The 14,802-nt window shown below is 34.9% G+C and carries 10 protein-coding genes; 4 read left to right on the top strand and 6 right to left on the bottom strand.

Features of this window, described 5'->3' with window-relative positions; all coding sequences use genetic code 11:
* Nucleotides 1-215: 215 nt before the first annotated feature.
* Nucleotides 216-2,579 (top strand): accessory Sec system translocase SecA2, encoded by a 2,364-nt coding sequence (secA2, locus tag JOD29_RS06100; protein WP_124763750.1) that lies wholly within the window; start codon nt 216-218, stop codon nt 2,577-2,579.
* 3 nt (nt 2,580-2,582) lie between these two features.
* Nucleotides 2,583-3,479 carry an accessory Sec system S-layer assembly protein gene (locus JOD29_RS06105; protein ID WP_124763751.1) on the top strand — a complete coding sequence of 299 codons (897 nt, stop codon included), beginning with the start codon at nt 2,583-2,585 and terminating at the stop codon, nt 3,477-3,479.
* A 453-nt stretch (nt 3,480-3,932) separates the two neighbouring features.
* On the opposite strand, the gene JOD29_RS06110 is transcribed toward JOD29_RS06105, so the two are convergent.
* Both JOD29_RS06110 and JOD29_RS06115 read right to left on the bottom strand, forming a co-directional pair.
* Complete coding sequence (locus JOD29_RS06110) at nt 3,933-4,433, bottom strand: C40 family peptidase (RefSeq protein WP_124763752.1); 501 nt, start codon at nt 4,431-4,433, stop codon at nt 3,933-3,935.
* 867 nt (nt 4,434-5,300) lie between these two features.
* Nucleotides 5,301-6,281 carry a C40 family peptidase gene (locus JOD29_RS06115; RefSeq protein ID WP_124763753.1) on the bottom strand — a complete coding sequence of 327 codons (981 nt, stop codon included), beginning with the start codon at nt 6,279-6,281 and terminating at the stop codon, nt 5,301-5,303.
* A 414-nt stretch (nt 6,282-6,695) separates the two neighbouring features.
* On the opposite strand from JOD29_RS06115, the gene brnQ reads away from it, so the two are divergent.
* Together brnQ and JOD29_RS06125 are read left to right on the top strand one after the other, a co-directional pair.
* On the top strand, nt 6,696-8,009 hold the full coding sequence (gene brnQ, locus JOD29_RS06120; protein ID WP_124763754.1) for a branched-chain amino acid transport system II carrier protein: 1,314 nt from the start codon (nt 6,696-6,698) through the stop codon (nt 8,007-8,009).
* 485 nt (nt 8,010-8,494) lie between these two features.
* Nucleotides 8,495-9,868, top strand: a complete 1,374-nt coding sequence (locus tag JOD29_RS06125) for a S41 family peptidase (RefSeq protein WP_124763755.1) — start codon at nt 8,495-8,497, stop codon at nt 9,866-9,868.
* A 315-nt stretch (nt 9,869-10,183) separates the two neighbouring features.
* Here JOD29_RS06125 and JOD29_RS06130 read toward each other — a convergent pair whose 3' ends face one another.
* The 4 genes from JOD29_RS06130 to JOD29_RS06145 all read right to left on the bottom strand — a co-directional run bounded on the left by JOD29_RS06130 (nt 10,184) and on the right by JOD29_RS06145 (nt 14,772).
* Nucleotides 10,184-10,771, bottom strand: a complete 588-nt coding sequence (locus JOD29_RS06130) for a TetR/AcrR family transcriptional regulator (protein ID WP_124763756.1) — start codon at nt 10,769-10,771, stop codon at nt 10,184-10,186.
* A 184-nt stretch (nt 10,772-10,955) separates the two neighbouring features.
* Nucleotides 10,956-12,473, bottom strand: coding sequence for a murein biosynthesis integral membrane protein MurJ (murJ, locus tag JOD29_RS06135; RefSeq protein WP_124763757.1), 1,518 nt, complete (start codon nt 12,471-12,473; stop codon nt 10,956-10,958).
* Between the two features lie 62 nt (nt 12,474-12,535).
* Nucleotides 12,536-13,630: a glycosyltransferase gene (locus JOD29_RS06140; RefSeq protein WP_124763758.1), complete on the bottom strand. Its 1,095-nt coding sequence runs from the start codon at nt 13,628-13,630 to the stop codon at nt 12,536-12,538.
* Nucleotides 13,627-14,772: a polysaccharide pyruvyl transferase family protein gene (locus JOD29_RS06145; RefSeq protein WP_124763759.1), complete on the bottom strand. Its 1,146-nt coding sequence runs from the start codon at nt 14,770-14,772 to the stop codon at nt 13,627-13,629. Before JOD29_RS06145 ends, JOD29_RS06140 begins: the two co-directional genes overlap by 4 nt.
* Nucleotides 14,773-14,802 lie beyond the last annotated feature (30 nt).

Raw genomic sequence — 14,802 nt, forward strand, 5'->3', positions numbered from 1 at the left:
AAATATATACGTTACAAACCTCCATAATTATAGCACGGAAAATAAATAAAATATAGTTTTTCTAAATTTTCAACACAGATTTAATAAAAGTAATATATCTACAAATTCCTTTGAATTAGATTTCCCCACGCGAGAAGTAGTCATACCTTAAAAAGTTTGGTAGAATAACAAAGTGTCTACACTATAGTTAGACGATTTTAAAGGAGAGTAAAATTATGTTCTCAATTTTTAGCCGTAACAAAGAAAAAACGAGTGCAAAAGAATTAAAAAGATATTATAAAATTGTTGATCAAATTAATAATTTAGAACCTATATATTTATCGATGACAGACGATGAACTTAAAAATATGACAAATGAATTTAAAGAACGCATTGCAAATGGTGAAGAGCTAACAAACATCATCCCAGATGCTTTTGCAGTTGTTCGTGAGGCCTCAAAACGCGTATTAAATATGCGTCACTTTGATGTACAAATTATCGGTGGTCTTGTACTTACCGAAGGAAATATTTCTGAAATGCCAACTGGTGAAGGTAAAACATTAGTTGCTTCACTCCCTTCGTATGTTCGTGCCCTTGAAGGAAAAGGTGTTCACGTCATTACTGTTAATGATTACTTAGCAAGACGTGACTTTGAATTAATTGGGCAAATTCATCGATTCCTTGGGTTATCTGTTGGGTTAAATGTTCCAATGCTGGAACCGGCACTCAAGAAGCAAGCGTACAATGCTGACATTACTTATGGTGTTGGTACTGAATTTGGATTCGATTACCTTCGTGATAATATGGTTCGTTCTTTAGAAGATAAAGTACAGCGACCGTATCACTATGCCATCATTGATGAAGTTGACTCCGTGTTGATCGATGAAGCGAAAACACCTTTAATTATTGCTGGTAAAATGGGAGCGAATGATGAACTTCATCGCATTGCATCCATCCTTGCGAAACGTTTCAAAAAAGAAGAAGATTATGACTTTGATGATGAAACAAAAGCAACATCTCTAACAGAGCAAGGTATTGAAAAAGTAGAGGCTGCATTTGGTGTAGACAATTTATACGATTTAGAACACCAAACTCTTTACCACTATGTGATTCAAGCCGTTCGTGCACATGTTATGTTCCAACGTGATGTCGATTACATAGTTAAAGACGATAAAATTGAACTAGTTGATATGTTTACAGGTCGTATATTAGAAGGCCGTACTTTATCAGATGGGTTACACCAAGCGATAGAAGCTAAAGAAGGTGTAACCATTACACAAGAAAATAAAGCCCAGGCCCAAATTACAATTCAAAACTACTTCCGCATGTATCCAATCCTTTCAGGTATGACTGGTACTGCAAAAACACAAGAAAAAGAATTCAATGAAGTGTATGGTATGCGCGTTATTCAAATCCCGACAAATAGACCTCGTCAGCGTGTTGATCAACCGGATATTATTTTTAATACAACAGAAGCAAAATACGAATACGTTGCGCAACAAGCAATGGAACGACATAAAAAGGGTCAACCGGTACTGATAGGGACAACCTCTATTTTGCAATCTGAAAAAGTAGCACAATCTTTAGATGAACACGGCCTTACTTATCAATTGTTAAACGCGAAAACAGTTGAACAGGAAGTTGAATTAATTTCACAAGCAGGTCAAAAAGGACGTATTACTGTTGCAACAAATATGGCTGGTCGTGGTACCGACATCGTTCTAGGTGAAGGTGTTGCTGAACTTGGTGGTCTTTACGTAATTGGTACGGAGAAACATGAAAGCCGCCGTGTAGATAACCAACTTCGCGGTCGTTCTGGTCGTCAAGGTGACCCTGGTGAAAGTCGCTTTATTTTATCAATTGAAGATGATATGTTCCGCCGCTTCGCTAAAGAAGAGGTTGAAAAGTTCGAAAAGAAAATGACAGTAGATGATGTTAAACGCATTACAAACAAAGAAGTAAACGAACTAATCGATCGTACTCAACGTATTGTCGAAGGTGCTCACTTCTCTATGCGTGAATACAATTTAAAATTAGATGACGTCATAAATGACCAACGACGTGTTATATACACATTAAGGGATAGTATTTTAGAAAATAATAATATAATTGAACTTTTACAAAAAATGCTACATGAAACTATTGATTTTGCTGTAAGAGAAAATGCACCAGAAGAATTAAGCCCAGAAAATTGGAATTTTGATGATATAGAAACTACTCTAAATTCACTTTATTTAACGCCTATTTTATTGAATCGTGAAGTCAATAAATTAAACTCAATTTTCGATCAAGTTGAGCCAGGCTATTTAGAAGTAAAAGAATATATTGAAACGTTTGTGGAAAGTCCAAAAATAATGCAAATCATCCCACAAGTTATGCTAACCTTCATTGATAGTATGTGGGTAAAGCATCTTGAACAAATGGCACATTTAAAAGAAGGTATTGGCTTAAGATCATATCAGCAAGAAGATCCAATGCGTATTTATCAACGTGAAGGCTTAGAGCTATTTGGTAAAAACTATCAAGAAGTACGCCGAGCAATCGTTGAAGAATTAGTGATTTTTATGAAATCTTTAAATAGTAACGAACAGGGGGAATAATAAATGAGTCTATTTGATTTTTTCAAAAAAACCGATAAAGTCGGAAGAGATAGTGCGATTGATTCCAATGAATTGGTTGAGGGCTCTGAACAAACGGAGAGCAAGGATAAAGTATCGACGAAGCTTTCATTTCATCCAGATTGGAATGTACCTCAAGAGCAACAGTATGTATTCCGTTTCTTGGCGAATGAACTAAAACCGTTAAACCCAAATCAACTATCTTTGGCTGCAATCAGTATTGATGAAGAACCTCGGTCTGGTGATTGGTTAGTAAAAGCGTTTTTCCGTTCGTCAATTCCCAATTCAATTGAATTGGGCGAAATCGAATTAATTCTATTAGATAAAGACGATCAACTAATTGCGTCGAAACCATTTAACTTTAATGAACTGGGTACGATTCCTCCAGAAAGTGCAAGACCATGGGTATTTACCTTTGAAAAATCGCTAATTGACGGAAAAGACATTCCAGACGAAGGTTGGAAAATCGCCTTTAATCTTATTTCTTTAAGAGATCATATGCTCGATTTAGATGAAACTTGGAAAAACCAACTTCCAAAAGAGCAACAAGAAATACTAGCTAAGGTTATCAAAGATCTACCTAAACTCAGTAAAAATGAAGTCAACTTCACTGGCTTCCAAGTAAAATTGCATGATAATCAAAGTTTACACGTATCAATTTTCATTCGTAATGGTCATAACAAAGTAATTAACCTTGAACAACTACCATTAGAAATTATTGATGCAAATGGTAAACTTATTGCAAAAGGTTCATTCAAATTAGATCCGATTTTGAGCGTTCAACCGAATTCAACAAAACCTTGGACATTTATTTTCCCAGCTGAACTGGTTACTGCAGAAGATGCAGACCTATCACGTTGGGCAGCAAGAGTACCACAATAATTTAAGACACGGCATGGGTGATTTTTTCACCCATGCTTTTTTTATGGATTGATTCCTGTAATTTGATGGTTGTGCTTTCTGATATGAAGCTTGGATTACCTCAGCGTAAGTGAGCTCATTTGAACACAACCCTCTCCTAACAGAACACAAACCCGGCTATGTGAACGCAACCGCCCCTATCAGCACAAAAACAAATAGCTAAACGTGCAAATCCACACTCATCCGCACAAGTCATGCCGCTAAACGCACAAATCCTCCCACTACCTCACAAAACTCTCCCCTCCACCCCTTATAATAAAAAACTCTTCTGCTAACATTCTTTAAATGCCAACAGAAGATGTAATTTTGAAGTAGCTAATAATTAATAATTAATTACGCCTTGGCGCAGTTTTGTCCGAAATTTTAATTACTTACCCAACACGGAATCAAGAAAAAATTATAAGTGCAGTAAACCTATTTTTGAGCCATCAGTTGTACATCCGCAACACGTTTCGCGCCAACATAACGGGATGCCCAATAATGTGAATCATTTATACTCGTAATGCTTACGCCATCACCAACTTGGGAGTGAATAAACATTCCGTTTCCATAGTAAATTCCAACATGCGAAATCCCATTACCTGATGTATTGAAGAAAACTAAGTCACCTGGTTTTAGCTCGTTTAGATTAACGGGCTCTCCTACTGAAAACATTGCATTCGAAGAACGGGGTAATGTGATATCCAAATCTTCGAATACTTGTTGTACGTATCCTGAACAGTCAAAACCACTAGCAGTTGTTCCCCCATAACGGTAAGGTGAATCTAAATATTCTTTAGCAGTTAGTCTTAATTCGCGTGATGAAAAGTCTACCTCTGACTCTGACGCTTCGACTTTCCCCACTGGCGAAAAGAATATTCCACACCCGGCCGCTGCGGCTAAAACAAAATTTCGTACTTGCTTGTGATCTTTCATCAACACCCTCCAGTATTCGTAAAATTTCCAAAAATTTAGCTATCCCAAGGATAACGTATATCGAATCCCTCAACATTACAGTTCATTAACAAAGGAATTACACAATTTCCCATCTCTAAAAAAATTGAAATATACTGGAAAATCCATATATCCCATTATTCCCCACAGTACTCACCAACAAATTTTTATTACAAAATAAATTGATCATGGGTTGTCCCATTTTTCTACATCCTAAAAAATACGTAACATTTGTAATGAAAACATTCACCCTTTTACGTAAAAAGGAAACTGCAACAATTACTTTTATGAGGTGCAAAAAAGTGATAAAACACGATCAATAACTTGGTGGAAAATTCATGAAAGTACAAAGGGATTTCAAGTTATGATAAATGGAAAATAGGAAAGGATTCATAAGGGTAGAATTTTCCGTTAATGAATAAAAAGAAGGCTTTGGAAGCTCGTATAAGGGAAGATTATTCCGTTATCCTCTCAAAATAAGGAAAAATCCAATGATTTGGCTAAGATAAGGGAAAAAAACTCCCTTATTTTCAAAAAATTATAGGCGTTTTTCAATATAACGGAAGTTTTTTCCTTTACTTTTAACACAAGGGTATCACCATTCAAAATTAAACAGCAAAACTCAAATAACTAAATCTAAAAATCCGATTCTTTAACAAGGACTATAGAGGTATTTCACAATTTGTTAATTACAATGAAATTTATTAATATCAAAATCATTAACACAACAATAAAAAATAGGATGAGAAAATCTCGACGATTACCCACCCTACTATTAATATTTGCATTTTGATCTTGTCCACACTTATTGAGAAACCGCTATCAACAAGTGATGCAGCTGTCATCTAATTATTTCACATCGTTAAATCGTTTATATGCAACAAAGCGATCTTTCCAATAGCTATACTCTAATTTAGAGACTTCTACTCCATCGCTACCAGCGTGGATAAATTGTCCATCCCCGATGTAGATTCCCATGTGAGAGATGCCTGATCTGTACGTATTTTTAAAGAACACCACATCTCCTGGGACTGGTGTTTCAACAGAAGTTGTATCGTTTATGAAATAGTCCTCACTGCTTTTACGAGTGATCTCTAATCCAGCGTTCATATACACATAACGAACGAAGCCACTGCAGTCGAACCCAGCTGTTGTATTTCCGCCATAAACATATGGAATGCCTAACAATGATTCTGCTATAGTAATTACTTTATTATAAGTAGCTTTTCCCTTTGTAGTTGGTCCTACTTGAATTTCTTTTTCCTTATTAAGCTGATCCTTAATCATTTCTTCAGCCTGTACAATCTGAGGAGCTGGGAAATCGATAATTGGTTCATCAACTACTTCAAGCGGTTGTTTCAAGCCTTGACCATTCTCAATAGTCAATACTTGTCCAATGAATATTGTATCGCTTGCTAAGTTATTCCACTTTTTTATATCCGCAATTTTAACAGCATACAAACTGGAGATTTTAGATAATGTATCACCTTTAGCAACTTTATGACTCGTACTTGCAGGCGCTTCATTTTTTGCAGGTGTTTTACTAGTTGTTTGAGTTGGTGTTGTTGCTGGTTGTTTTGTAGTAGTAGTTGTTTTCGAAGTCGTAGTTGTTGTCGATACAACTAATTTTTGCCCGACCATAATGTTGTCATTTTTTAGATTATTTTTCGTTTTTAATTGAGCAACAGTCGTTTGGTTAGATTTAGCAATTTTTGTTAAGGTGTCACCTTTTTTTACTACGTACGTTGCTGCATCTGCTACTGGAGCTACTATGATCGAACTAGCTAGTAAACTAGCACATAATACCATAATTTTTTTCTTATGTACCATTGCTCGGACCATCCTTTCTAGTAAAAATATCCTTTATTTCCATATTACTTTTATATTCTACTATAAAGCAATACTATTAAAGTAAATTTTTTTCAAAAAGTTATCGATATTACGACAAATTATTGTAAAGAATAACAAGAAAGTATTTTATTCGACATTTTTTTGTGTTACAATTCTTCATTGTGTGTACGCAAAAATAAAATTTTTTGAAAGTTTCTTCTTTTCCTACTCTACTACAATCTAGTAAATATTGGAATCAGATTTTATCAAATTTTGCCCCTTGATAGACTCTGTGGAATCCTTACTAGGTAAATCACAATTCGATGAGTAAGATACATTACTCAAGGAATAAATTCAGTTTTAAGTTTTAAGAATATTTAAAATAAGTAATAATCAAAGGAGATTTATATCATTATGAAATTCATTAAAGAAAATCTTGCTGTGGGGTTTATGCTTTTCGCACTATTCCTTGGAGCAGGTAATATAATCTTCCCTCCGTTATTAGGACAACAAGCAGGAGATGAAATTCTTCCCGCAATTATTGGTTTCCTAATTACAGGTGTGGGGTTACCATTACTAGGTATTATCGCCGTAGCAAAAAATGGTGGAGATTTACAAGTTGTTGCGAACCGAATTCACCCAGTTTTCAGTATCATTTTTACATCAGTTGTCTATTTATCGATTGGACCACTTTTCGCAATCCCTCGTACAGCAGCTGTAACATATGAAATTGGTATTGCACCATACTTATCTGAGGCGTCCCAAGCCAGTTGGTTACCATTATTCATCTCAACTGCAATATTCTTTGGTATAGCACTATATTTAGCACTCAATCCATCAAAGTTAGTAGACCGCGTTGGGAAGGTGTTAACTCCTGCCCTTTTAATTGTAATCGCATTATTAGCGATTAAAAGTTTTATTACGCCAATGGGGCCAGTTGGTGAGTCACATGGTGCTTATGTAGAGAATGCGTTCTCAAAAGGATTTATTGAAGGGTATTTAACAATGGACGTATTGGCTTCCCTTGTATTTGGGATCGTCATTGTACAAGCTTTACAGGCAAAAGGAATTGTAAGTCGTACAAAACAAGTAACTATTACTATTTTCGCTGGCTTCGTTGCTGCATGCGGATTAGCATTCGTTTATGTTTCATTATCTTATATTGGGGCTACAAGTACTAGTGCCATTGGATCTTTTGATGATGGTGGTAGTATTATCGCTGAATCTGCAAAAATGTTATATGGAAGTTTAGGAAGTATCATTTTATCCGCTGTTATTATTTTAGCTTGTATTACAACTGCTGTTGGTTTAATTTCAGCTAATGCTACTTTTTTCAATAAACTTTTCCCAAACCTACCTTATAAATTTCTAGCAGTTGTTTTTACGCTGTTTAGTTTAATGTTTGCGAACTTTGGTTTAAGCAACTTAATTTCTATTTCTTTACCTGTATTATTGTTCATCTATCCGATTGCAATCGTCTTAATGTTCTTAGTATTATTTGACCAAGCATTCGGTCGTGACCCAATCGTGTACACACTAGCATTAATTGCAACTGCTTTAGTAAGTTTGTATGATGGAATCAAAGGTGCCGGATTAACAATTGATTGGTACGCAAACATTCTAAATACACTCCCACTTTACGAGCAAAATCTAGGCTGGCTAGTACCGGCTATCGTTGGACTAGTCATCGGATGGATTATTCATATCCTGAAAAAAGCTTCTGCATAAACTTTAAGTCAAAGACTAATATCTCCTTTTGTTGCATAGTTTGTAACAAAGGAGATATTTTTTGAAACAAATGTTACATTAGAAACTGTAATACTTTACATTGTTGTAATAACATTTCATAGTTTTTGAAAAATTAACCCGAGAAGTATTCACAAACTACTATTAGAAGCTGCTTGCTTATATATCTCCTAAACGGCAACGTAAGAACGGACAGACGATCATCATGTTCCTTCATTTATAATTTAAATGTGGACGAGCCAAATTAGTTCCTATTTATTGCAAAGAACCCCTTCAAATTAAAACCATTAATTACACACTATTAATAGAAGAAATACATAGATTTCCTTCTTTATCTAGTAGAATGAATTGTTTTATTACGTTTAGTTAATTATGTTCTCTTGTTCTGAAAAGTTTTATAACAATCTATTAAATTTAGTTTACTAGTTATATAATGAGTCTATCAGAAGAAGAGGTGGTTTTAGTAAATGAAAAAAATAGCTCCAATACTCTTTAGCCTCATGCTTTTCTTAATGTTACCGCTTAATACGTTTGCATCAAATTTAGATGATATTAAGGCCATTATAGAAAGTGATTATGTTGGTGACATCGACGGAGATCTTCAAAGTGCAACGACTATAGAAGATGTTATTGAAATGCTAGACCCTTATTCCGCATATTTTACAGCCCAGGAATATGCCGCATTTACCAATTCAGTAGATTTAAAATCTGTTGGGATTGGTGTAGTACTTGAAAAACATGATAAAGGGATTCTTATTGTTGATGTAATCGAAAATGGGAGCGCACATAAATCCGATATAGTACCAGGAGACATTATTACAAAAGTCGGTAATCGTTCTACAGTTGACATGACAATAGAAGAGGCACAATCTCTTATTTTAGGTGAAGAGAATACAAAAGTTGTTCTTACTATACTAAAAACAACAGGTACAACTGTTGAGAAACTGATTACTCGTCAATCCTTTACATTACCTAATGTAACAACTGACTTACTTTATGGTAACGTTGGGTATATTTCATTGAATTCTTTTTCGATGGATGGGGCTAAGCTAGTTGCCAATGCTTATAACAACTTGAAAAAACAAGGGGCCACTTCATTTATTTTAGACTTACAATATAATGGAGGCGGATATGTTTCAACTGCAGAGGAATTAATTGGCATGTTCCCTAACGCACTTAATGCCTATCGATTAAGACTTTCTACGGGAATGTATGTTACACCTGCAATTAAACAAACAACGCAATTTCCTGCTAATACACGCGTTCTAGTTAACCGTTTCAGTGCTAGTGCTTCAGAAATGACAGCTGCTGCTTTGCTTGATCAAAAGTCTGCCATCCTATACGGAGAGACAACTTACGGCAAAGGGACAATGCAAGGCTTCTATGAGTTATCTGATGGTAGTTATCTAAAGTTAACAATCGGAGAATTTATTGGACCTAAGGGAACGTATGTGAAGGGTGTTGGAGTAACGCCTAATATCGTAACTACGACTGAGCCACTCTATCAAGCGCATTATGACAGTATTAAATCTAAATTAACGAACTATAAACAGTTAAAAAGCTTAAAAAATGTGCCAACAACAAAAATGTTTAATATCACATTTAATAAAGAAATTAGTGAAACAATAAGTGAAGATTCAATTGAGTTAATCGAACTTGGTGGAGATTCAATTGAATTTTCGTACAAAGTAAATGGAAATCAAGTGATGATTACTCCTAAAGAACCTTTAACACCTGGTGCTGAGTACATGTTACTAACACACCCTTCTATTAAGGATACAAAAGGAAAAACTTTAAAAACAGGCATTTACCTTCATATTACTGTAAAATCCGAAGAATAATTAGAAATGCGGAGAACGCCCGTTTAGCTCCGAAAACAACTGGCCGACAAAACGCCACGTCGTGTGGCATTGTCGGCCAGTTGTTTTCGAAGTTGTCGAGGAGCTGGCGTTCACAGCTAGACAAACTGTTCATACTTTGAAAACTTATACTTTCTTACATTAAAAAAAAGCCGTAAATTAGAGATTCATTCTAATTTGCGGCTTTTTTGGGTATTAGACATTAATAACGTTTCCACTATGCAAATAAGGTAAACTCCTTAAAAAAAGAGGCTTGCCCTATAAAAGTAAATTATTGATAGGATTACTATATGTATTTTACCCTACTAATTGTTTTCTATTTGCAAAATGAATGTTTACGATATCTGAAGCTAACTGTTCTGGTGTGCGCATTTTTGTAAATAATGCAGTTAATGTTAATCGCTCAACAGCTCCAAGAATCGAATGAGCTAAGATTACAACATCAATGTCATCATATAATAATGAATTTTTTTCTTTTCCTAAAATCTTCGTTAAATTAGAAGCAAACTCTTTCTTCACGGATTCTGAACTTTCAGAATCGTAAAAACCGATTTTCGTAAGATCTTCATTCTTTAGGAAGAATTCAAATAGATTTGTTAAATGTGTTAAGATATTATCCGCCATATTTCCACTTTGTTGATTAGAAAAATCATTTTCTACGATTTCAAAAAAACCAGTACGGAATAACTCATTTAAATCTTTGTACAGGGATTCTTTACTTTCAAAATATAAATAATATGTTGGTTGCGTAACGTTAGCAGATTTTACAATTTCACTAATCTTTGTTTCATGGTATCCATAAGTTGAAAATTGTTTGATCGCCTTTTCTAATAATAACTGCTTACTTTTTTCACCGCTAGAATTTACCTTGCGCCCTCTCGGCATGAAGCTCCCTCCTAAATCAAACCACTTATTACATTATCATTATTATATCTTACTATTATTTCTAATTAAAGACTTATACAATAAAATTTACAAAATCTTTCAAATTCGTAGTACAAAAAACATTAAAGGACTTAATATTGGTCATATTAAGTCCTTCATTTGTATTGAAATTATTCTTTTCTAGTTATTTCTTTTTACTAATTTTATTTTTTAACTTTCCTAGTAGGCCATTAATTTCTTGGAATTTTAATATTAAAACTAATACTATATAACCAATCATTGTAAGAAGGAATGTTACGATTACATGGATCCATTTAAATTCAATATTTACAAAAGTAGAAACAACCCATGTGACAATAAAATATCCAACGGTTAGTACAGCAAATTTACCAAATTGTAAAATATTATTCTTAACAAAATACAACTTATACTTTCCTTGTAAATAAGCAACTAAAAGAATGAAATTAACCGCAGCACTAACAACGTTCCCCCATGCAACTGCATTTGCACCAAGTTCATCGATTAATAAATACGTAACTGCAATATTGACACCGAATACTGTCAAAATACTAAATAGGACTGGTGTCATTGAATTACCTTTCGCGTAATAGAATCGAGTGATATACATATTCGCAGCAAGGAAAAACATAGTTAAACTAAAGATTTCTAAAATTGGTGCTGTAATGGCGGTTGATGAAGCATCAAATAAACCATATTCGAAAATAATTCTAATAAGAGATTCTGCTTCGAAGTATACATAAATCGAAATCGGCATCACGAGTAAATAAAGCATTCTTAAACCGCGCAAGTACAATCCTTTAACTGCTTCTTGGTCACCTTCCCCTTCCTTCTTACTTAAAAGAGGATAAATAACTGTTGTCACAGCTGTCATTAAGATTGCTTGTGGGAACTGTGACACTTTCGTAGCATAGTTCATTGCTGCAACGGCACCTTCCTCTAATCCATTCGTGAAGAAACGTTGCAAGATCGTATACATTTGGGCAGTAGCTCCACCAAGCATAATAGGTAACGCAACTTTCCAAAGTTCTTTTTGATCGTCCCCAAATTTAAGACTCGGTTTAAATGACATGTCTTTCACATTTCGAACGCCGTAAATTAAGAAACCTACCATAAAGATCGCACCAATTAGCGCACCAATACCATACCCAATAGGCCCCATAACGAACGATAGACCCACTGAGATAATTAAAAACGAAAGATTATATACTAATACTGAAAAACTTGATAAATGGAATTTCCCTTGAACATTCAACACACCGCTCATCCAAGTTGATAAAACGAGCATAATCGTTGAAGGCATCATCCAAATATATAACGATTTTAATAACTCATACTCTTCTCCTGTTACATCTCTAAAGTATGAATGCAAAATCCAATCATCGAACACTATGAAAATAAGGGTTATAACCGTAATCGAAATAAGAATCGTTGTAAATGTTCGACGGATATAATCAGATATAGAAGAATTTGTTTTATGATAAATTGAAATAAATGCTGTCGTAAAAGCTCCACCGATCACTAAATACAAAAAGTTTGGGATCGTATAGGCATTAATAATGCTTTCGGCAGTATACGTTGTTCCGTATTGAATACCAATAATAATTTCTCTTAAGAAACCGAAGAACCGCGCAAAAATATTAACAATCGCCACGGCTCCTACGATTTTTAAAAATTTATTCAAAGAAGATCATTCCTTTAGGTTAGCGAGATTTTAAGTTAAATAGAGAATATAGTGAAAAGGAGTTATTTTGCAATCTGTTCATAAAGGTCTTTTAAACGAGCTATAATTTCTTCTGCGTCATGTAATTGCAAAAGCTCATCCACACGTTCAATATTAACTAGCAAATGACCATTATTTTGTACAACCTTTTCCATTTCCGCAAACAGCGCCTCTGTATTCTTAGGTGGTACTAAAATCCCCGCTTGTTCCTGTAACATGTAATGAAGGCCACCAACATCTGACGCAATAACAGGCGTACCACAGGCAAGCGCTTCTAAAGCAACTAATCCTAGACCTTCTATGTAAGATGGCAAGATAAACACATTTGCCGCTTGAAAATATTCAGATAAACGTTTTTGTGGCATCGGTTCAATAAAATGTACATTCGTAGAACCTTTTGCCAAATCTTTCATTCGTGTTGAGAAGCTCACATCCTTTGTTGAACCAACACAATATAAAGCTGCTTTGTTCGGCTGAGCCTGTTCAAGTTGAAGGAAAGCATTGATTAATTCTTCAACGCCCTTTTCTTGAATAATATTACCTACAAATAAAAAGTTCACTTTTTGCTCGTCCATGCCAAGTTTTTTTGCTACTTCCTTTTTAGAGGCTGGTTGATGAAACACAGTTCGGTCAATCCCCATACTCATTACAGAAATTTTATCTGAACTAACTCGAAAATCTCTCACAATGTCAGAGGCCAACTCTTCTCCTACAGCAATAACATGATCTGCATTTTGAAGAATCTTTTCAGTATACCCTTTGATTCGAGCACTCTTCTTGGCCATCTTATTGATGTCACCACCATGGGCAGTCACAATATACGGGACATTGTGACGTTTCTTTAACAAATAAGAAAACATCCCACTTGGGAACACGTAATGACTATGAGTTAATCCGATGTCCTTTTTATTTTTTCTAAAGGCAGATAGTACCTGCATTCCCCAACTCGCGTATTTTTTTAATACATTTGCTTTACCGGTAGCTGGATTCGTATTCACTGCTAAAACGGATTGAACACCATTTTGGCGCAATTGTTCTACCTGATTTTTAACAAAAATCCCATAGGAAAGATGGTCTTTAGATGGATACATATTGCTAATAACTAAAACTTTTTTCATTTCTTTTTAGCACCTTCTATTAGTAGATTCATTCCTAAACGTGCTTTATCTTTAAATTCGTTATTTGTTTTCTCAGCAAGTTGTTGTGCTTGCTCCCAATCTTCACTCATCTTACTGAAGAGATGAGTGAAGTAAACATCACTTTGGATTAATTGATCAATTGGTAATGAATACTCTCCTAATCCAGCCATCTGTAAGAAGTCATTTACTTTTGTATGATATGAAACCCCGATAATTGGTGTTTTCGCATCTGTTGCTAAAATTAATGAATGTAGACGTGTTCCAATTAACACATCGAATGTAGCCGTTAAATCTAATATTTGTTGAGGCGATAAATTCTTATCAATAATAGTTGTGTTTTGGGGCTTCTTCATTTTGCTTTGAATATCTTTCGTCACATCCGCATCTTGTGGATATTTGGTAGCAAAGAATGTCACTTCAACATTTGCATCATTGATTAAACGATCTAAGTTATTCGCCATTCCTTCAATGTAATTGTTGTACAGGAGCTCATCTCCAGTTGGCCAATAGGATGGATTATAGTAAGGCACTGCAGTAACCCCAACTTTTTTCGGCGCAGGACTATAAGATGAACGCTCTACTTCTAAACTAAAAGCAGGGTCACCAATTACGTGAACGTCACGTTTGACTCCAATTTGTTGCAGTAGTGCTTTTGATTTTGGATCACGTACAGATATATTTTGGGCGTTTTTCGCCATATAACGAATAAACCACTTCCCTAAACCAGTATTAAGTGGGCCTGCTCCACATCCGTAAACTACATAAGGGACACGTGAATTCTTCGCCATCATGGCATAAGAACCATATAGAGGCGCTTCACGTTTGTATAAATCCATTAAAATACCACCGCCGCCAATTACTAAAAAATCTAGTGTCTTTACGACTTGAGCATTCTCTTTATATGTTTTGAAAAATGTTTTCGGAGCATTGCCTGCTTTGTAATACAGAGGGAAGCTAGTCACAGAGTAACGTTGTGCAGTTTGTTTAGGATTATTACTAAATACTGTAATATCTTGTGTTTTAATTTGAAACGCCTTTTCTAGCTGGCGAATTATACTTAAAAGGATTGCTTCATCCCCGTTATTATCGTTTCCATAATTTCCAACAATTCCAATTTTCACTTTTATTTCATCCTTTTATATTTTAAGTTT

The sequence above is a fragment of the Lysinibacillus composti genome (assembly GCF_016908465.1).
GTDB classification, from domain to species: Bacteria; Bacillota; Bacilli; order Bacillales_A; family Planococcaceae; genus Ureibacillus; species Ureibacillus composti_A.

Excerpts from the sequence above, each read along its gene's own strand:
- secA2 (WP_124763750.1), top strand. The coding sequence starts at position 216 with ATGTTCTCAATTTTTAGCCGTAACAAAGAAAAAACGAGTGCAAAAGAA.
- JOD29_RS06105 (WP_124763751.1), top strand. The coding sequence starts at position 2,583 with ATGAGTCTATTTGATTTTTTCAAAAAAACCGATAAAGTCGGAAGAGAT.
- JOD29_RS06110 (WP_124763752.1), bottom strand. The coding sequence starts at position 4,433 with ATGAAAGATCACAAGCAAGTACGAAATTTTGTTTTAGCCGCAGCGGCC.
- JOD29_RS06115 (WP_124763753.1), bottom strand. The coding sequence starts at position 6,281 with ATGGTACATAAGAAAAAAATTATGGTATTATGTGCTAGTTTACTAGCT.
- brnQ (WP_124763754.1), top strand. The coding sequence starts at position 6,696 with ATGAAATTCATTAAAGAAAATCTTGCTGTGGGGTTTATGCTTTTCGCA.
- JOD29_RS06125 (WP_124763755.1), top strand. The coding sequence starts at position 8,495 with ATGAAAAAAATAGCTCCAATACTCTTTAGCCTCATGCTTTTCTTAATG.
- JOD29_RS06130 (WP_124763756.1), bottom strand. The coding sequence starts at position 10,771 with ATGCCGAGAGGGCGCAAGGTAAATTCTAGCGGTGAAAAAAGTAAGCAG.
- JOD29_RS06140 (WP_124763758.1), bottom strand. The coding sequence starts at position 13,630 with ATGAAAAAAGTTTTAGTTATTAGCAATATGTATCCATCTAAAGACCAT.